This is a genomic window from Rheinheimera sp. WS51, from assembly GCF_050936095.1.
GTDB lineage: Bacteria > Pseudomonadota > Gammaproteobacteria > Enterobacterales > Alteromonadaceae > Alishewanella.
The window spans coordinates 62,397-81,566 of the sequence record NZ_JBOTRC010000002.1 but is presented as its reverse complement, the minus strand read 5'-3'; the positions used below and the strand labels follow the sequence as shown (position 1 = coordinate 81,566).

The 19,170-nt window shown below is 39.1% G+C and carries 17 protein-coding genes; all 17 read right to left on the bottom strand.

The features are described from left to right. Positions 1 to 7: 7 nt before the first annotated feature. On the bottom strand, positions 8 to 643 hold the full coding sequence (locus ACRCA4_RS04180) for a PIG-L deacetylase family protein (protein ID WP_433184600.1): 636 nt from the start codon (positions 641 to 643) through the stop codon (positions 8 to 10). Continuing rightward, positions 636 to 1,763, bottom strand: a complete 1,128-nt coding sequence (locus ACRCA4_RS04175) for a glycosyltransferase (RefSeq protein WP_433184597.1) — start codon at positions 1,761 to 1,763, stop codon at positions 636 to 638. Before ACRCA4_RS04175 ends, ACRCA4_RS04180 begins: the two co-directional genes overlap by 8 nt. A 2-nt stretch (positions 1,764 to 1,765) precedes the next feature. Further along, complete coding sequence (locus ACRCA4_RS04170) at positions 1,766 to 2,944, bottom strand: O-antigen ligase family protein (RefSeq protein WP_433184594.1); 1,179 nt, start codon at positions 2,942 to 2,944, stop codon at positions 1,766 to 1,768. Next, the gene (locus ACRCA4_RS04165) at positions 2,934 to 4,226 is read right to left on the bottom strand and encodes a hypothetical protein (RefSeq protein WP_433184592.1); all 1,293 of its coding nucleotides are present in this window, start codon (positions 4,224 to 4,226) and stop codon (positions 2,934 to 2,936) included. Before ACRCA4_RS04165 ends, ACRCA4_RS04170 begins: the two co-directional genes overlap by 11 nt. Further along, on the bottom strand, positions 4,208 to 5,599 hold the full coding sequence (locus tag ACRCA4_RS04160) for an oligosaccharide flippase family protein (protein WP_433184589.1): 1,392 nt from the start codon (positions 5,597 to 5,599) through the stop codon (positions 4,208 to 4,210). Before ACRCA4_RS04160 ends, ACRCA4_RS04165 begins: the two co-directional genes overlap by 19 nt. Positions 5,600 to 5,602: 3 nt before the next feature. Next, positions 5,603 to 6,685: a DegT/DnrJ/EryC1/StrS family aminotransferase gene (locus ACRCA4_RS04155; protein ID WP_433184587.1), complete on the bottom strand. Its 1,083-nt coding sequence runs from the start codon at positions 6,683 to 6,685 to the stop codon at positions 5,603 to 5,605. 7 nt (positions 6,686 to 6,692) lie between these two features. Then, positions 6,693 to 7,274, bottom strand: a complete 582-nt coding sequence (locus ACRCA4_RS04150; RefSeq protein WP_433184584.1) for an acyltransferase — start codon at positions 7,272 to 7,274, stop codon at positions 6,693 to 6,695. Positions 7,275 to 7,276: 2 nt separating this feature from the next. Beyond that, positions 7,277 to 8,233, bottom strand: a complete 957-nt coding sequence (locus tag ACRCA4_RS04145; protein ID WP_433184582.1) for a Gfo/Idh/MocA family protein — start codon at positions 8,231 to 8,233, stop codon at positions 7,277 to 7,279. A 40-nt stretch (positions 8,234 to 8,273) separates the two neighbouring features. Then, on the bottom strand, positions 8,274 to 9,563 hold the full coding sequence (tviB, locus tag ACRCA4_RS04140) for a Vi polysaccharide biosynthesis UDP-N-acetylglucosamine C-6 dehydrogenase TviB (protein ID WP_433184579.1): 1,290 nt from the start codon (positions 9,561 to 9,563) through the stop codon (positions 8,274 to 8,276). Between the two features lie 80 nt (positions 9,564 to 9,643). Beyond that, a complete protein-coding gene (locus tag ACRCA4_RS04135) occupies positions 9,644 to 11,827 on the bottom strand; it encodes a polysaccharide biosynthesis tyrosine autokinase (RefSeq protein WP_433184577.1) in 2,184 nt (727 codons plus the stop codon). Between the two features lie 22 nt (positions 11,828 to 11,849). Then, a complete protein-coding gene (locus tag ACRCA4_RS04130; protein WP_433184575.1) occupies positions 11,850 to 12,305 on the bottom strand; it encodes a low molecular weight protein-tyrosine-phosphatase in 456 nt (151 codons plus the stop codon). 44 nt (positions 12,306 to 12,349) lie between these two features. Then, entirely contained in the window at positions 12,350 to 13,483 is a 1,134-nt protein-coding gene (locus ACRCA4_RS04125) for a polysaccharide export protein (RefSeq protein ID WP_433184572.1), read from the bottom strand. A gap of 236 nt (positions 13,484 to 13,719) precedes the next feature. Then, a complete protein-coding gene (gene rfbB / locus ACRCA4_RS04120) occupies positions 13,720 to 14,778 on the bottom strand; it encodes a dTDP-glucose 4,6-dehydratase (RefSeq protein ID WP_433184569.1) in 1,059 nt (352 codons plus the stop codon). Positions 14,779 to 14,824: 46 nt separating this feature from the next. Beyond that, entirely contained in the window at positions 14,825 to 15,772 is a 948-nt protein-coding gene (gene rfbD, locus ACRCA4_RS04115) for a dTDP-4-dehydrorhamnose reductase (RefSeq protein ID WP_433184566.1), read from the bottom strand. Beyond that, complete coding sequence (gene rfbC, locus ACRCA4_RS04110) at positions 15,769 to 16,329, bottom strand: dTDP-4-dehydrorhamnose 3,5-epimerase (protein WP_433184563.1); 561 nt, start codon at positions 16,327 to 16,329, stop codon at positions 15,769 to 15,771. Before rfbC ends, rfbD begins: the two co-directional genes overlap by 4 nt. Positions 16,330 to 16,552: 223 nt before the next feature. Further along, positions 16,553 to 17,461, bottom strand: coding sequence for a glucose-1-phosphate thymidylyltransferase RfbA (gene rfbA / locus ACRCA4_RS04105; protein WP_433184560.1), 909 nt, complete (start codon positions 17,459 to 17,461; stop codon positions 16,553 to 16,555). A 428-nt stretch (positions 17,462 to 17,889) separates the two neighbouring features. After that, positions 17,890 to 19,167, bottom strand: a complete 1,278-nt coding sequence (gene tviB, locus ACRCA4_RS04100) for a Vi polysaccharide biosynthesis UDP-N-acetylglucosamine C-6 dehydrogenase TviB (protein WP_433184557.1) — start codon at positions 19,165 to 19,167, stop codon at positions 17,890 to 17,892. Between the last annotated feature and the right edge of the window lie 3 nt (positions 19,168 to 19,170).

Here is a 19,170-nt window from a genome sequence, read left to right as displayed (position 1 = left end):
TTCATCCCTATAAAAATATTCTTATCACTTCAAAGCATTCGGCATACTCTGCGCCAACTTGCACACCTCGGGTTTTAGCTAAAGAAAATGTGAAATCTCTGGCTAAATAATTACGTTTCCCTTGAGACTCATATTTTTCTAAAGCTTTTTGCTTAGCATCAATGTGTTTTTCTTCTAATTTTACAAAACATTGCGTATTAAAAGTTAAATTATTCCAGATTAACTCATAACCTAAAATAGTTGTATTTTTAAAAGCTCTTATACTTTCTTGAGATATCGTTGAATGATCTTGATGTATATCATGTACAGAAGGAGTTAAGATAAGATCGAAAGATGACTCTTTACGAAGCGCTATCAAATCCTCAAGAATTTGCTGCCTATCGTAATTAAACCTGCGAACTTGGTAATTTAATATAATTAAGTTTTCAGACTTTATACCTAACTCAGCAGTTGCTTTCACTACTTCTTTTTTTAAAATATCTTTAGGCAACCCATCAGGTACAGACTCTTCAGCTGTAGAAAAAGCTACATATGTAACTTTTGCACCATTTTCGATTAGTTTTGAAATAGTCCCGCCAGCGCCGAGCTCTCCATCATCAGTATGAGGTGCTAAAACCAGTACATTTTTAAATTTTTCAATCATTGAAGTTATATCCTTTAATTAAATTTTTAACTTGCGAATCCCAAGTTAATTTATTTTCTATAGCCTCAGCACCATTTATCGCTAACACATTATACCTAGGCGTATCTGAAAATAGGCTTAAGATCTCATTCAATATACTTTTAGGCTCTAAAACATTTACATTAATTCCCGCTTGGTATTGCTCATTAAATGAGACCCACTCACCAAAGTTTGGCATAATTGTTGGCTTACCATTAGCCATATACTCAAATAGCTTTATGGCATAAGAAAGATAGTATTGACCTACATTGTTATATAAAATAATTCCGAAGTCAGAATTTTGATAGCACTCGCGAACTTTATTACTATCAATTACTCCAAAATACTTAGTATACTTCCAGCCTGGGTGTTGCAGTGCTTTTTCTCTTACACTTTCGGATTTAAAACCGCCAGCCAAATGTAGCTCTATTGAATCTTTTCCTAAGTAAGCTAGATCTAGCATATTGAACAGCCCTCTTTCAGCAGATAGCGAACCTCCATGAAAAAGTACTGGCCGTGAATTATCACCCTTACCTATGCCACTCCGATTGACAGGCCAGTTAGAAAAGTTAGCAACTAAATTGGTGTTGACATTGTACTTTAGATATTTAGTTACCATCGATGGTTGAGGTACAAAAGTACCAGAGAAAAACCTACAGCACACATATTCCAAAAAGGTAAATAAAATAGATATTGGCTTCCTTAAAACAGGGGGCAACCAATCTTTATTCATTATTTGAAGGGGCAAATTTTCATGAATATCATAAAATACTTTTTTCCCTCGCACTCTCAAGTACAAAGAAATAAATATTAACTCGGGGTCGTGAAAGTGATAAATATCTGCATTGATTTTTTTAGCAACTTTCAAAACTTTAAATGGCCTAACTAAAAGGCCCTTAATTCTACTAGAGGCCTCATCTTTACTTTCATCGTAAGCATCAACAATATTTACATCTTCAATTTTTTCGTTACCTTTCCCATCATAGACAACTAGAGATACATCGTAATGCTTAGATAGACTGAGGCACTCTTTTTGAAATACCCTCGAATCATTACGCTGATGCAAGGAAGTAATGTGGCAAACTTTTTTATTCAAATTCATTTTTATAAAACTTCTTTATTAATTTTATTATTACAAAAGACACCAACCATAAAACCAAAGAGCATGTAAGAATAATCCTTAGAAAAAAGAAGCATTGTTATTACTGATATTGCCAACATTGCTTTAAATGTAAAAGCCTTATTGCTAATAGGTACGCAGATATCTTTAAAAACCATAAAAATGATAGAGGTTATAATTGATAAATATAAAACAAAGCCCAACAGTCCTAAATTAACCCAAGCTGAGAAAACATTATGGGAAAAACCACCCTGCCCATATTCATTCAGATAACTGCCATAATCACCAAACAATGGAGAGTTGCTAATTGTAGTCAGTGCTGAATTGAAATATTCACTCCGTGAATTAGCACTAGTTGTAGAAAAAATATTGAAAATTGATTTCATACGATTGTCTGGCAACATTTCATAAATTTGCTCACCGAAATACATAAGAAACATTGTACTAAAAACCATCAAAAATAAGAGTTTAAAGCTACGCTGCGATAGTAAATATACAGACAAAAAGGAAACAGTAAATACTATAAATTCAGTTCTAGCACCGTTGAAAAATAAAGCTACAGTAGCCAAAGCGAACAGTCCTAGTTTATAAATTCTATTATTACAAAAGGCCACGCAGTAAAGACTCATCATCAATAATGAACGTGCAAACCCTTGGTATGTAACTGTTAGCGAATCATTCACACTATCAGACTTTAAATAGAAAATACCGCGCTCTCCGACATTTAAAAGCACCAATAAAACAGACAGAAAAAACAATAGCAAACAAACAGCATAAAAAGCATTTGTTACTTCTACATTTTTTCCAATAAAGAAACAGATAAAAATAAATATCACACTGGAAATTGACCAATAAAGCATGTCATAGTCATATTCGTTTAAATTAGTAACTGAAAAGTTAAATAAAGTAATGAAAACAGAATAAGCCACATAAATTAAAAAAACTTTTTCAAGCCACGAAATTGGTTTCTTAAAAAAAACATAAAAATAATTAACTAACACAAACGGTAATATTATGAGAGAAACAAGCCCAAAGTACGCACCTAAGAATGGCGGGATATAACCAAGTGACATTATAGCTTGATATATAAAAAAAAGTGGGAATAGTAAAATGAAAAATAATTGTGCACTCTTCACTTCAACTAGAGAAATTTTAAATTTCATTTTTCTTCATCTTATTTAAAACTAATATATGTTTCCCATTAGCTAACTTCTCAAACCGAGCTTTATCGTAGACAATTTCTAATACAACTTCACCTAGGTTACTTTTAATTGAATCTCTGATAGCTTTTTCATCACTTACATTAAACGTAGCACCTTTATCAATAACTAATATTAACTTACTCTCATCAACCTGAATAAATTGATACATATTGACATCAAATGAACTCATTAAAACAGTTAAAACAGGGCTTCCAACCGTTTTACTGTTGTACGTAATACTTTCGGTTATTCTACCTTGGATATTTTTTAATAATGGATAAGGGGAGCCACACTTACATTGTTCACTTGATAATACACCTAGATCACCAGTATCGTACTTAAAAAAGCATGTTCCGAAATTAGTATAACTTGTGGCAATTATCTTACCTACTTCATTAACAATTGGTTTTCCGCTGGCGTCGACAACATCCAAAAAACTTCTTTCTACATCAATATGAAAACCATTGTGCTCATTGCATTCATACGCACTAACTCCACCATCATTTAATCCATACGTGTTGAATACTGAACAATTAAACGCCTTTTCAATAACCTGCCGCTGATGCTTCGTTAGCATTTCTGCTGTAGTAAAAACGGCCTTGACTTGTATGCTTAGGTTATACTTCAGAATTAAATTAGCGATCTCATATATTGAAGTTACATAACCTCTCACAAACTTTGCTTTTGAATTGGTCACATAGGTAATATAATCTAACATGTCCTTTTCTGTCATACCGAAAGATGAGTATTTATCCATATTCAAAATATAATTTATAACTTTTGCTTTAAAAGTTGTATTGTTTTTTATCAAAGATCCGCCAGCTATCACGGCCACCTTATCACCTAACTTATAGCCTCCTCTAGACCACCCCCGGTATAATAGGGCCAACCCCCTAGCACTGTAATCATCAGTCATTAAGTATTTTAATGGTTCACCTGTGGAGCCTCCAGTTTGACCTGATTTAACTTTATAAGCACCAGAGAATTCAAAAGAAGCCCTTTGATTTTTTTTTATATCACTTTTTGTTGTAATAGGGGCGTTTTTATAATTAATTTGTTTGCCTTTAAAAAAGCTGACTCTAGATTGCATTTTCAATATGTAATCATCAATTTTTCTTTTTTTAATGGCGTTTATCTGATCAAGGTTTTTATTTTCATTTTTTTTAAAAACAAAATAATAGGGTAATACTTTGGGCTTAAATATTAAATGCCCTAGTACGAAAATTAATTTCCTAAAGACCATCCTAAACTCCTAAATTTTTTAAATAAAAACCCATAACCTCCAACAATGAGAAATATAAAAATAAGCATCACTTGAAACTTGATTTCTTCTGGCAAAGGTGGAGAAAATGACAATAATGTGCAAAATAGAGAGAAATATATTGGCATATATTGCATAAATCCATTCGAAATAGAAAATATTTTGACTAGATAATACAATAAAAAAGACCAGCAAATAAAGCTCGTAATAGAAAATGCAATCAAGGCCACCTCAACACTATTCATATAATAACCAATAAAAATTGCAATAGCCCTTAAAAAGAACATAGAGATTTGAAAAAATAAAAAGTCTTTTTGCTTATCAAATAGCTCAAGTAATATTCCAAGTGGTGATACCGCAAAAACCATAACAATCCAAGGGGTCAACCATCTTGCGAACTTGCCAGCATCTTTCCATTCTTCACCAAACACAAACTCAAATATATCACTGCCAAAATAGCTTACTAAGAACATAGTTAAACCGATTCCATAACTCAAAAATACAATTATGGATAGGATTTTGCGAGGCAACACACCTGAAGCTAAATCTCCCTTAGCATCAGACATGAGAACTTTAGTCACTGATGTAGAAATTAAACCTACCGGAGTTAACAGCATTCTTACGGCTAGTGAATACAAACCTGCATATACTGCCCCAAATAACCAGCCAAAAAGCAAGGCTGGCATATGCATTCCTAGTGCATTAAACAATCCCGACCAGGTAGAAAATATAGCGAACTTTTTATATTTAGTGATTAGAAAACACATTTTACTTAGTGATTTCTTACTGAATACAACAGGTATATAGCTATTTAAGTAAATAGCAGCAGTTAAAGCTGCTACCAATTGCCCGATTATTAACGCCAATGTGCTCAACTTAAATAGAAGAACCTGTAACGCAATAAGAACTATTGATTGTATCAGCTTGGATATTGATACCTGGGAAAATAATTTAAATGTAGCAGAGTAGACTGTTGTTATCTGATAAAGTCCGCAAGCTAAAACACACAATGGAATTAGAAACAATATCTCCGAATCATTAGATAAATTGAGGTAACTGCTTATCGATGAAGGCAAAGCTGTAATAACAATCAAGAGAGTAAAAGAAAACATCGTGAGAACTAATATGCTAGCTACTCCAATATCATTTCTTTCCTTCTCTGTTGCCAAAGGGATTGCCAGCTCATACTTCAAACTTGATATGACTGTTAACACACTGACAATTGACCAAAAAACCGCAAATAAACCAAATTCATTCGGTGAATATATTCTTGTTAATATTGGTGAAGCAAGAAATAAAATTAATTGTGCGCTAGCTGTACCGCCAGCAAGCACAAAAACATTCTTGAGATGCATAAATTAAACTGACTTCGGGTAAATTATATAACCATGCATAGGTAAACTAAATACAGATTTAGCAAGCTCCTCTGCGTTCGGAAAGTCACCTGCTTGATAACCCAGTTCGCTAAAAGCGGTTTGTTCATGCATACATGTTCCATAGTAAACCATCGTCGGTATGCCTTGCTCTTTATACTTCGCCATTTCACCATCACGATTATCTGACACTAACGTATACTGTGCCCATGAACTAACATAGCCAGCAGGAACTTGTGGTGTTTTATATTTTGACGAAAATTGAGCCTCGTAATTTGCAGCTGCTTTGTTGCGGTTAATAAGCTCGGTTGGAAACTCAGCTAGCTTCTCCAGTAAAATTGCCGCTTGAATCGTATCAAGGCGAGAGTTCATACCAATGCGTACATTATCGTACTTGTCTTTACCTTTTCCGTGCACTCGGTATGACTTTAATAGTTCAGCGTATTCGTCATTGTTAGTAAAAACAGCACCGCCATCACCGTAACAACCAAGGGGTTTTGCTGGGAAAAAGCTCGTTGTTGCAATATCCCCAAAACTGCCAGCTCGTTTGCCATTTATACTACCACCAAAGCCTTGTGCTGCGTCTTCAACTAGCTTTAAATTGTACTTATCAGCTATTTTTTGAATCTCAGGGTAATTCGCTGGTAAACCAAATAGATCAACTGCAATTATTGCTTTAGGTGTAAGCTTACCTTCTGCAATTGTTGCCTGTATGCGCTTCTCTAGGTCGATAGAGCAAATATTAAATGTAGCTTCGTCTGAATCAACGAATACAGGGGTCGCACCTTCAAAAGCAATTACTTCTGCGGTAGCGAAAAAAGTAAAGGTTGGGCAAAATACGGCATCACCTGGCTTAACGTCTAATACCATCATGGCAAGCGTTAAAGCATCAGTACCATTGGCACAGGTAATCGCATGCTTAACACCGACATATTCAGCTAACTTTTGTTCAAGCTCTTGTACTTCTGGGCCCATTATATAATGACCATGATCTAATACTGTTTGAATACGTTTATCTATTTTTTGTTTTAAATGCTGATACTGCGCTGCTAAATCAATAAATTGCATGATATATCTACTCTTGAATTAATTTTAGGCTTGTTCCAGATAACAGATAGGTATCACCTGTGTGCTGGCATTTTTCAGTCCCTTCCCCCGAAAGAGGCAAGGATAACTGTTCGCCGTATTTACTTATCCAGCCTATTTGCTTAGCAGGCACCCCAACCATTAATGCAAAAGCTGGAACATCTTTATTTATTACGGCACCGGCGCCCACTAAGGCGTACTCGCCAATAGTTACGCCACAAATAATGGTACAATTAGCACCAAGGGTAGCACCACGCTTAACATTGGTATCACGATATTCAGTTTTACGCTCTATAAATGAACGTGGATTATATACATTGGTAAACACCATGCTAGGGCCACAAAAAACATCATCTGCTATATATACATTGTCATATACAGATACATTATTTTGTATTTTCACATTGTTGCCAATAGTAACTTTATTGCCTACAAATACGTTTTGACCTAATGAACACTTTTCACCAATTACAGCACCCGAACAGACATGAGTAAAATGCCAAACTCGGGTATCAACACCAATTTGTGCGCCATCATCAATAATGGCGCTTTCATGTTTATAAAATTGCATAGTTAGCGAATTACCTTAGCAACAAAGGGATGAACATCAGACTTGTTATTAACTGTATCTTGCTTTCTTATTTGGCTTACAATCTCAATACTTTTACGGGCTTCATCTAAACTAAAACCTTCACCTTTTAAAATATGCTGATAGCTAACGGTATGTAAATCAGTAAAACCACCTGAGAACTCAATTTCTTTACCATCAACAGTAATTGAACGATAAGTACGTTGACCGGAAGCTTTAATCTGCTCTGGTATATAATTGTAATTTACTGATAAGAACCAACGCACTTTAGCGTGTTTAAATTCTAAGTAACCAGCACTTGCATCAGCTTGTTTTAAGTGAGCTTCATTTTTAACTAGATCACCAAATACCCAACCTAGCATGTCATAAAAATGCACACCAATATTAGTTGCGATACCACCAGATTTATTATCATCCCCTTTCCAAGAGGTAAAATACCAATGGCCACGGCTAGTTAAATAGGTTAAATCAACATCAAATACTTTATTTGGGTTTTTAGCGACTTCAGCAGCTACATGCTCTTTAAGTTCGATAATACTAGGGTGCAACCTTAACTGAAGAATATTATATACTTGCTTACCGGTTTCATCTTGAACAATTTTTAAAGCATCTATATTGTGCGGATTTAACACTAAAGGCTTTTCACAAATGGCATGGGCACCGTGGCGTAACGCAAAGCGAATGTGTGAATCATGCAAGTAATTTGGTGAGGCAATACTTACATAATCAATATCTGTACCTTTTCTTTTTAATAAGTCGATATGGCGATCAAAACGTTCATATTCAACAAAAAAATCAGCTTCAGGAAAATAACTATCAATAACGCCTACAGAATCATTTTTATCCATAGCCGCTACTAGTGTATTACCTGTATCTTTAATGGCTTTCATATGGCGAGGGGCTATATAACCAGCGGCACCAATCATGGCAAATTTTTTCATCTTAAATCCTATATAAATATTAATTAACTTTCAGCTTATTTTATAAGCGTATATCAACATCTTGCTTTGCTAAAACATACTTCAGATCATATAAAATATGTGCTGATTTACCCAATAATCTAATTTTTTCCGGCCCCATCTCTTTAAACTGATCATGACCAACGGCTAAAATTATTGCGTCGTAAGCATTTTGCTTAGGTTCAGTTGTTAAACTAATACCGTATTCATGCTCTGCTTCAGCGTTAGAACACCAAGGGTCAACCACATCAACCGCTATATTGTAATCTTTTAGTTCTGAAACAATATCAACAACTTTAGTGTTACGGATATCTGGGCAATTTTCTTTAAAGGTTAAGCCCATTACTAAAACTTTAGCGCCGTCGACTTGGATGCGTTTTTTAAGCATAGCCTTTACTAATTCAGACACCACATGTTTTGCCATACCATCGTTTAAGCGACGGCCTGATAGAATTATTTCCGGGTTATAACCTATAGATTGCGCTTTATGGGTTAAATAGTACGGGTCAACACCAATACAGTGGCCGCCAACTAAGCCAGGCCGGAACGGTAAAAAGTTCCATTTAGTACCCGCTGCTTCTAATACTTCTAAGGTATCTATACCAAGCTTATTAAAGATTATTGACAGCTCATTAATTAGGGCGATATTAACGTCACGCTGGGTATTTTCTATCACCTTAGCTGCTTCTGCTACTTTTATAGATGATGCTTTATGGGTACCAGCGGTGATAATAGACTTATATAGCTGATCAACCGTTTCAGCAATTTCCGCGGTTGAACCTGAGGTAACTTTTAGTATGTTCGTTACACGGTGCTGTTTATCGCCTGGGTTAATACGCTCTGGTGAGTAACCTGCATAGAAGTCTTTATTAAATACTAAACCAGAAACCCGCTCTACCACTGGAATGCAAACTTCTTCAGTCGCGCCAGGGTAAACCGTTGACTCATAGATAATAATATTGCCTTGGTTAACAACTTTACCCAGCATTTCGCTGGCTTTAACTAGAGGTGTTAAATCAGGTTGTTTATGCGCATCTATTGGCGTTGGTACGGTGACTATATAGATATTACAATCTTTAAGCTCGGCCACATTATGTGAGTAAGATAAATATTGAGTTTGGCCTAACTCTTCATCACTAACTTCTAAAGTTGAATCGTGGCCTGATTGTAATTGTTCTACCCGGCTTTTATTAATATCAAAACCTAAAGTCGGGTATTTTTTACCAAATTCAACAGCTAAAGGTAAGCCTACATAGCCTAAGCCTATTATTGCTATACGTGCATTCTCAACTGAGCTTAATAAGTTGTGCATCCAGTGCTTCTCCGTAATATTTCTTTGCGCTAATTTTATTCACGTATTCAAACTACAAATCTAATTTTAAAAAGTTTTATTTAACTGCCATCTGTTTTATACGCATACCCATACTGGTATTGATACTGATAACCCGATGCTCGGCGCTCTACACCATTTAAAATAACGCCTTTTATCTCGATGCCATTTTTCTGGAACCGATCAACAGTATGCAGCATTTCATTAACTGGGGTTTGGTCAAAACGCGCAACCAATAAACTTGTGCCAGCATAGTGGCCAATAATGGCAGCGTCGGTTACCGCTAAAATAGGTGGCGTATCAATAAGCACATAGTCATAGTCTTTAGCTGCTAGCTCTAGTAGCTGCTTCATTCGGCTGTGCATTAATAGCTCTGCTGGGTTAGGTGCGGCTGTACCTCGCGAGATAAAGTCTAAGCCGGGTATTTGCGTTGTTTTTACAACATCTTTGTAGCTGCTAACGGCTTTTGTTTCAGCAACAATAAAGTCTGATAAACCATTTTCATTAGTTACTTCGAACATGGTATGGCTATAACCACGGCGAATATCACCGTCGATATATAATACTTTTTGCCCGCCTGCGGCTAACACCGCGGCTAAGTTGGCGCTGATAAAGCTTTTACCTACCGCTGGGCTTGGGCCCGACACCATAATAATGTTGTTGCTGGCTTCTAGCATGGCAAAATGTAAGCTAGTACGTAAACCACGCAATGCCTCGATGGCTAAGTCGGTTGGGTCTGCTTTGGCTAGTAATAACGCTTTATTCAAAGCCACTTTATTGCGTTTGCCTATTAACCTATGCTTTTTATTAAAAGCTTGTTGTTGCTCTGAAAGTGGCACTGAGGCGTAAACGTTAATGCCAACATTTTCTAGCTCTTCTGCGCTTTGTACACCGCGGTTCATCGCGGCGCGCACTAGCACTAATGCCACCGCTAGCATGCCACCTAGCATAGTCGCCATGACTACTATTAATGGTTTTTTAGGCGCAACTGGCCTTAAGTTAGTTACTGCGCTGTCTAGTATGCGCACATTGCCTACTGTACCGGCTTTTAAAATATTCAGCTCTTGCATCCGGTTTACTAGCTGTAAGTAAATTTCTTGGTTTACTTCAACGTCGCGGGTTAACCGCAACACTTGCTGTTGCGTTTCAGGTAATTGCTCTATTTGTTCGGTTAGCTTTTTCTGCTCGGCCAATAGGGTTTGTTTTTGGCTAATAAGCGACTTATAGCTAGGGTGTTGTTTGGTATATAAACGGCTTAATTCTGTTTCTTTAATTTCAAGCTCGTTAATCTGTTTTTCCACTTCAATAACTTGGCTTAAAATGCCAGAAGTTTCTAGCGATAAGTCTACCGATTTACTTTGTAACCGATAATGATTTAACTGCTCTTCTGCTGCGGTTAGGTTTTGTTTAATAGTAGGAATTTGTTGATTTAAAAACACTAAGCTTTTTTCAGCTTCTGCCGCATTACGCTGAATATTTTGCAGCATATATTCTTCAGCAATAGCATTTAACACATTTTCAGCTAGCTGTTTATCAGCATGCTGAATGCTGGCGGTTAAAATGCCGGTTTGCTTACCGCGCTCTGAAACATTTAATAATTGTTGCCAGTTATTAATCGCTTCTAAACGGCTGGTTTTAATTAGCTGATAGCTTTGAGTATTAACTAGGTTGGCAGCGCTAATATGCAAGGCCCAATCGCCTTTGCTGGCGGCTTCGCCGACTTTGCCGCTTAGAACAACCTGATTATCTTGGTTGCTTAGGCTAAAGCTGTTGCCGTTAAAGCTTAAATCAAGTGCTTGGTTGATATAGTTGCTAGGCACAGTAAAGCGCTGAATAACCAGTTGATCTTGTTGTGGGCTACGGCGAGCTAAAAACTTACCAATAACCGGCATATAGTTAGGCTGCGCTAGGGTGGTTAAGTCTAATTGGTCTACCACGCTGCCTATGATCATGCGCGATTTAATAATTTCTATTTCAGTGGCGGCTTCGCTTTCACTGCCAAACATTTCGCCCATTTCACCTAAACCTGGCATGCCAGTAGATTTTTTCTCTACCTGTAGCAAGGCGTCGGCACGATATATTGGCGTAGCAAGCATAGCGTAACTAATGCCAACCAAGGTAAATAGGATGGTGATAGCAATTATTAGCCATTTGTGATCAATTAACTGGCCCAAAAGACGCATTAAGTCAATTTCATCATTGTTTGCTTGTTGCGCTTTATTCGCTGAGTTAGATGCTTCTTGCATTATATATAACCCTATTAGTAAATTATTTAAGCTTGCTACACCAAGCCTGGACAGCGGCATCAATTAATTGATAAACGTGCTGGTAGACTTCGTCGCTTTTTTTGTATGGATCGGGAATATCTTTGCTGTTAGTGCCAGTTAACCACTGGCCTAACAGCATAGTTTTCGCATGGGCCTCGGGGTAGCGCTTAGCGATAAGATTGCGTTGTTGCGCTTCCATTACCAGTATTAAGTCGTACTGACTTACTAATTGCTGGTTTAATTGCTGCGCTTGATGCTTGGGGCTTATTAAACCGTTTTGCTCAGCTACTTGTCTTGCGGTTGCGTCCATGTCCCAACCGGTTCCATCGCTGCTTATACAGGCTTGTAACCCAGCGGATGCAATATGCTTATGCGGCAGTTTCTGCTTTAACAGAAACTCCGCTGTTGGGCTGCGGCAAATATTGCCTAAACACACGACTAGAATATTATTAAACATTGCTCGCCTTTTTTGCTATTGATTACACGCTAGTTCAGCGCTGGCTACTTAAGATCGCTTTGAAAACGACCAATTGAGTATAACCCCGTAATTGATGGCAATAATTGACTGATTACACGGTTCCAACGCGCAACCGGTGCTGCGGTAACATAAATAATATCGCGCTGTTGTAATTGAAATTGTTCAGCCATGATAAGTGCGGTCGCGTTTTTTGCATTTAATTGATAAACATCGGCTAAACGGCCGCTGTCTTTTGCTGCTTGGCGTATAACAAATACCCCTGAAGCATCTGCGGTTTGTTCAAATAAACCACCAGCTTCGGCTAAGGCTTCTGCTAGGCTCATGCCGCTGCGGCCCATGGCATAACTTTTGGGCTGTCTTACTTCACCTAATACAAATACTTTATTGTCATCGCTGCGGGCAATATGCACAACGTCGTTACGTTGTAATAAAATATTTTGTTCGGTATCGCCTTGTTGATACAGCTTACGCAGACTGAATTTTTGCTCTTCACCATTGCGTAATAAGGTAACTTGCTCCCAATTGGCCGCTTCGGTTAAGCCACCTGAGGCATTAATGGCTTCAATTAAGCTGGTTGGCACATTAGTAACCGGGATAACACCTGGCTTTTGCACTTCGCCGGTTACATAAATGCGCTGGCTGCGAAAACCGGCAACAGTGACATCGATTTGTGGCTTTTCAATATATTTGGCTAGACGCTCGGCCAGTAAGTCACGAATTTCAGTTACTTTTAAGCCTTCGACTTTCAATTTACCTATATAAGGATAAAAAATGCTGCCGTCGTTATGCACCCAGTTGCCTGCATCTTGCGGGCTGCGCATTGAACCGGCAGGAATAGTTAATTCTGGGTGATCCCATACGGTGATATTAAGCACATCGCCCCGGCCTACGCGGTAGTCGTAGCTTAAGCGTTGCTGTTCAAATTGTTTGTTTTCCACTAAAGCCGGTTGCTGTGGCCGCGTTAATTGATTTTCAGCAATTGTTTCGGGGCTAATAGTATAAAACTTAAGTTGGTTTTCAAGCTCGGGCGCATTATCTTCTGGGTCGATAAAACTACCTGGTGCTAAAACACAACCGCTTAACATAAGCACAGCACAGGTTGAGGAAAAAGCTTTTAGCAAAGTTTGACCATACATAAACTGAAAAGACAATGTCATAAATAGCTAACCTTTTAGAATTTAAACACAAGCTGGCACTCTGGCACTGTAAACTTATCGCTCCAGAACTATTGGCTTTTATTTTAAGCGCGTAAGTATACCCTAAATAATTTTATTTGTATTAATGATTGGCAACAAAAAACAGGCTATTTTTATTTTAAAACTTTAATAGCTATGCATTTTAATGCCGATTAGTTTAGCTTGGCAAAATTTGCTGTTTAGTTTTTAAACAAAGCCTAATTATGACCATATTTAGCTAATAGGTTATGTACTGTGCTTTGTAACCCTTGCTGCAAACTATACTGTGGTTGCCAATTTAATTGCTGTTTTATTTTAGTACTATCAATGCCATAGCATTTATCGTGCCCGGGCCTATCGCTAACAAATTGAATTAAGTTTCGCCTTGGCGTTGTAAGTAATGGCCACTGCTGTTGCTTAGGCTTTTCTTTTGCATAAGCATCTATTATATCTGCAATTTTTTGCACTAATTCTATATTGGTTACTTGATTATTGCCGCCAACTGCATAGCGTTGCCCCACTTGGCCTTGGCGTAAAATTAAATACAAGGCTGCCACATGGTCTTTTACATAAAGCCAGTCACGTATTTGTTGGCCATCGCCATAAATGGGCACGGCTAAGCCTTGGGCTAATTGCGCTATCGCTTTAGGAATTAACTTTTCTTTATGTTGGTTAGGGCCGTAATTATTACTGCAATAGCTAATTATGGTGGGCAAGCCATAACTGCGATGCCAAGCTTGCACTAGGTGATCGGCACTGGCTTTGCTTGCTGAATAAGGGCTGCTTGGGGCATAGGCATTTGTTTCGGTAAATAAGGCGTTGCCAGTGTTTTGTTTATTATCGGCAAGGTCACCAAAAACCTCATCGGTAGAAACCTGTAAAAACCTAAACTGCTGCTGTTGCGCTGGGCTAAGTTGTTGCCAATACTGGCGACTGGCTTCTAATAAGGTGTAACTGCCTATTATATTGGTTTGTATAAATTCTGCCGGGTCTGTTAGCGAGCGGTCGACATGGCTTTCGGCCGCTAAATGCATAATGGCGTTGGGTTGAAAGCTTGCGAAGATATTTTGCACTTGGCTAGCATCGCAAATATCGGCTTTAATAAACTGAAAACGGTGATTAGTTTTATCATGACGCTTAAACTGGTCTAACTCGGTTAGGTTTGCCGCATAGGTAAGCTTATCTACTACCAGTAACTGATGCTCAGTATGAGTTAGCAGGTATTCAACTAAGGCTGTGCCGATAAAGCCTGCGCCACCGGTAATAATAATTTTCAATTTAGTCTCTCTGTTCCAGTTTTTTACACTTTTTTTGCATACTTGTTTAGATGCTTTTTTTTATACACTTGGCAATACTCTGCTGCCAAGGCGGTAAGCTAATACCTGTTAGCTGTTTTAACTTAGCGCTACTTAGGGCGCTATAAGCCGGTCGTTTGGCTAAACTTGGCCATTGCTGGCTGCTAATAGCGCTGATTGTGCCCGTTTGCTGCTGATGCTGTTTCTGATTATAGCCAGCTAATGGTTGCTGATATTTAAATTGCAGCTGCTGGATCTGTAAAGCTAACTGATACCAACTTGCCTGCCCTTGCCCAGCAAGATGCAGTAGCTTAGCAGTTGTAAAGTCTTTAGCAAGATTGTGCTTTGTTAATATTTGTAAACAGGCAGCGGCTAGCTCTGGGCCATAGGTGGGGCTGCCTATTTGATCATCAACTATGTTAAGTGCTTGGCCTTGCTGTAATTTATGGCTAATGCTAGTAACAAAATTAGGGCCAAACTGGCTATAAAGCCAGCTAGTTCGCAGTATTAGGCCCATGGGCGCTATGTCTAGCATAGCTTGCTCGCCAGCTAGCTTTGACAGGCCATAATAATTAATGGGCAAGGCTGTTGCTGTTTCGCTATAAGGCTGTAGCAATGCAGGTTCTTCAGCTGAATGCTTAGTTGTCGCGCCTGAGAATACGTAGTCTGTACTAAAGTGAACTAGAAATATCCCCGCGTTTTTACATAACTTAGCTAGTTGCTTAACGGCAGTTGCATTTACAGCATAGGCTAAGGCATGGTTTTGTTCGGCTAAGTCGACTTGGCAATAAGCTGCACAGTTAATAATGATAGTGGGCTGAATTTTGTCGATTAAGCGCTGCATTTGCTCAGCGTTAGTGATATTAGCCTGCGCTTTATGGCAAAAATGAAATTCTAGCGTGGGCCATTCTTTTGCTAACGCGGCAAAACATTGGCCTAGTTGGCCGTTGCTGCCAGTGACAAGTATGCGTTTCATAACCAATTAAAGCCGCTATTTAATTGCGCTAGGCTAGGCTGCTGTAGATCTTTATCTGATAAAATTATTTTATCCTGCGCCAGCGGCCATTGTATTGCTAACTGGCGATCATTAAACGCTAAACCGGCATCATGAGCAGGCGAATAATAGTTATCTACCTTATACACCACTGTTGCTTGCGTTGATAAGGTTAAAAAGCCATGGGCAAAGCCTGCCGGTACAAACAATTGCTGATGGCTTTGCGCATCAAGCTTAATTGCAGCCGTGTTACCAAAATGGGGGCTGCCGTGGCGAATATCGACCACCACATCATATATTTCACCTGCAACAACACGAACTAACTTAGCTTGTGCTTGTGGCGGCCGCTGATAATGCAAACCACGTAAAACACCATAACTTGAACACGACTGATTTTCTTGAACAAACTGAATATCTTGCCGCAAAAGTTGCTGCAACTGCTGCTGACGATAACTTTCAAAAAAATAACCCCGGCTATCAGTGTGAATAGTCGGTGTTAAAAGCAGAACCTCTGGTAATTCAAGTGGCGTAACCTTCATGTTGAAAACCTAGTGCTAAATGTTTAGTGTTTAGTTGCAGCAAGCTGCAGTGACTAGGTGGCAAAGCCACCAGTGACTAGTTACCTTAGGTAACAGTGACTAGCTCACTACGTGAGCAGTGACAAGTGACCGCTTGCTAAGCAAGCTCGTTACCGTTCGCATAGCGAACTAGTTACCCGTCACCGCTTGCAAAGCAAGTTTGTTACTGCAGCGAAGCTGCCTGTTACTGCTCACCTTGTGAGCTCCCCCTTGCTATATCCGCTAAATATTTTCCGTACTCATTAGTTGCTAATGGCTTAGCTAATTCGAGTAATTGTGCCTTGTTGATATAATTCATTTCAAAGGCTATTTCTTCTAAGCAGGCAACTTTTAAGCCTTGGCGTTTTTCTATGGTTTCTATGTAGGCAGAGGCTTGTAATAAACTTTCGTGGGTTCCGGTATCTAACCATGCAAAGCCACGGCTCATTATTTCTACATCTAAGCGTTTTTCAGCTAAAAACATTTGGTTAATCGTGGTTATTTCTAACTCACCTCGGGCTGAAGGCTTTACTTGCTTAGCTTTATTGATTACATCGTTTGGATAGAAATATAGCCCTGTTACTGCAAAGCGACTTTTGGGTTGCGCGGGTTTTTCTTCTATAGAGATAGCTTTAGCTTGGTTATCAAACTCTACCACACCGTATCGAGCTGGATTACTTACAGGGTAGCCAAATACAGTACTGCAATTATGCTTTGCTAAATTGTTTTTTGCTTTTTCTAATAGCTGCGGTAAGCCATGACCATAAAAGATGTTGTCGCCCAGCACTAAGCAGACATGGCTATTAGCAATAAATTCTTCCGCTAAAAGAAACGCATGGGCTAAACCCTCTGGTGATTCTTGAATACAATAGCTAAAAGAAACGCCTAATTGACTACCATCGCCCAGTAAACGTTGAAAGCTAGGCTGATCTTGCCTGGTGGTAATAATTAAAATATCTCGTATACCTGCCAGCATTAACACTGAAATGGGGTAATAAATCATTGGTTTATCGTACACGGGCAAAAGCTGCTTAGACACGCCAAGCGTAATAGGATACAAACGGCTGCCCGTACCGCCAGCTAACACTATGCCCTTTAAACTTGTTGTAGCCAAAATATTACCTCGAGATTAAGAGCAGTGACTAGGTGGCAAAGCCACCAGTGACTAGTTACCTTCGGTAACAGTGACTAGCTCACTACGTGAGCAGTGACAAGTGACCGCGGCTCAGCCGCTAGTGACCGTTCGCATAGCGAACTAGTTACTCGTCACCGCTTGCGAAGCAAGCTAGTTACTGCAGCGAAGCTGCACCTACAGCCTTAAATCCGTACTACTCGCTGGTAGTATATATTTTAAGTCGTATAACACAAGCAGTGACTAGGTGGCAAAGCCACCAGTGACTAGTTACCTTCGGTAACAGTGACTAGCTCACTACGTGAGCAGTGACAAGTGACCGCGGCTCAGCCGCTAGTGACCGTTCGCATAGCGAACTAGTTACTCGTCACCGCTTGCGAAGCAAGCTAGTTACTGCAGCGAAGCTGCACCTACAGCCTTAAATCCGTACTACTCGCCGGTAGTATATATTTTAAGTCGTATAATACATGCTCTGGCTTCATTAAGGCTTTAATGCCGCTGATGCCTAGTTCGCGGAATTGATTATGGGCTACAGCGACGATAGCGGCGTCGTAACTGGCTGGGTTGGGTTGTTTTACTAGCGTTATGCCGTATTCGTGTTCGGCTTGGGCTGCGTCTACCCATGGGTCGTAAACGTCGGCTTGGACGCCGTATTCAGCTAGTTCGTTTAGCATATCGACGACTTTAGTGTTGCGAATGTCTGGGCAGTTTTCTTTAAAGGTTAAGCCCATTACCAGCACTTTAGCGCCTGAGACATGAATGCGTCGTTTTATCATGGCTTTTACTAGTTCGCTTATAACATAGCGGCCCATGCTGTCGTTTATGCGACGGCCCGCTAAGATAACCTCGGGGTTATAGCCAATAGATTGCGCTTTATGGGTTAAGTAATAAGGGTCAACCCCTATGCAGTGACCGCCAACTAAGCCTGGGCGAAACGGTAAGAAGTTCCATTTGGTGCCTGCGGCTAATAACACTTCTTCGGTGTCGATACCTAGCTTATTAAAAATAACCGCTAATTCGTTAATTAAAGCGATATTTAAATCACGCTGGGTGTTTTCAATTACTTTTGCCGCTTCGGCAACTCGAATAGAGCTGGCTTTAAAGGTGCCTGCGGTAATGATGCTGCGATATAGCGCATCCACTTGCTCGGCAATGTCTGGCGTTGAGCCTGAGGTGACTTTTTTAATAGTAGTCACGCGGTGTTCTTTATCGCCCGGGTTAATACGCTCTGGGCTATAACCGGCAAAAAAATCAACATTGTATTTAAGGCCTGATACTCGTTCAATAACCGGAATACAGTCTTCTTCTGTCGCACCTGGGTATACGGTTGATTCGTAAATAACAATATCGCCTTTTTTAACCACTTTACCTAAGGTTTCTGAGGCTTTTATTAACGGCGTTAAATCGGGCTGGCGGTGTTTATCTATCGGCGTTGGCACCGTAACAATATAAATATTGGCCTGCTCTAAGTCAGCTAGTTGGCTAGTAAAACTAAGCTGAGGCGCTTGCTTTAATTCAGCCGGGCTCACTTCTAACGTATGATCTTGGCCTTGGCTTAACTCAGCAACCCGAGCTTGATTAATATCAAACCCCATAGTTGGGTAATGTTTGCCAAACTCAACCGCTAACGGCAAACCGACATAGCCTAAACCGATAATAGCGATATTTACATTTTTTAATGCTGTCATTCT

Bases quoted from the DNA above. Each gene is read 5' to 3' on its own strand.
- tviB (WP_433184579.1), bottom strand. From the start codon at position 9,563: ATGCACAACTTATTAAGCTCAGTTGAGAATGCACGTATAGCAATAATA.
- ACRCA4_RS04180 (WP_433184600.1), bottom strand. From the start codon at position 643: ATGATTGAAAAATTTAAAAATGTACTGGTTTTAGCACCTCATACTGAT.
- ACRCA4_RS04175 (WP_433184597.1), bottom strand. From the start codon at position 1,763: ATGAATTTGAATAAAAAAGTTTGCCACATTACTTCCTTGCATCAGCGT.
- ACRCA4_RS04145 (WP_433184582.1), bottom strand. From the start codon at position 8,233: ATGAAAAAATTTGCCATGATTGGTGCCGCTGGTTATATAGCCCCTCGC.
- ACRCA4_RS04125 (WP_433184572.1), bottom strand. From the start codon at position 13,483: ATGACATTGTCTTTTCAGTTTATGTATGGTCAAACTTTGCTAAAAGCT.
- ACRCA4_RS04170 (WP_433184594.1), bottom strand. From the start codon at position 2,944: ATGAAATTTAAAATTTCTCTAGTTGAAGTGAAGAGTGCACAATTATTT.
- tviB (WP_433184557.1), bottom strand. From the start codon at position 19,167: ATGACAGCATTAAAAAATGTAAATATCGCTATTATCGGTTTAGGCTAT.
- ACRCA4_RS04155 (WP_433184587.1), bottom strand. From the start codon at position 6,685: ATGCAATTTATTGATTTAGCAGCGCAGTATCAGCATTTAAAACAAAAA.
- ACRCA4_RS04150 (WP_433184584.1), bottom strand. From the start codon at position 7,274: ATGCAATTTTATAAACATGAAAGCGCCATTATTGATGATGGCGCACAA.
- ACRCA4_RS04160 (WP_433184589.1), bottom strand. From the start codon at position 5,599: ATGCATCTCAAGAATGTTTTTGTGCTTGCTGGCGGTACAGCTAGCGCA.
- ACRCA4_RS04165 (WP_433184592.1), bottom strand. From the start codon at position 4,226: ATGGTCTTTAGGAAATTAATTTTCGTACTAGGGCATTTAATATTTAAG.
- rfbD (WP_433184566.1), bottom strand. From the start codon at position 15,772: ATGAAACGCATACTTGTCACTGGCAGCAACGGCCAACTAGGCCAATGT.
- rfbC (WP_433184563.1), bottom strand. From the start codon at position 16,329: ATGAAGGTTACGCCACTTGAATTACCAGAGGTTCTGCTTTTAACACCG.
- ACRCA4_RS04135 (WP_433184577.1), bottom strand. From the start codon at position 11,827: ATGCAAGAAGCATCTAACTCAGCGAATAAAGCGCAACAAGCAAACAAT.
- ACRCA4_RS04130 (WP_433184575.1), bottom strand. From the start codon at position 12,305: ATGTTTAATAATATTCTAGTCGTGTGTTTAGGCAATATTTGCCGCAGC.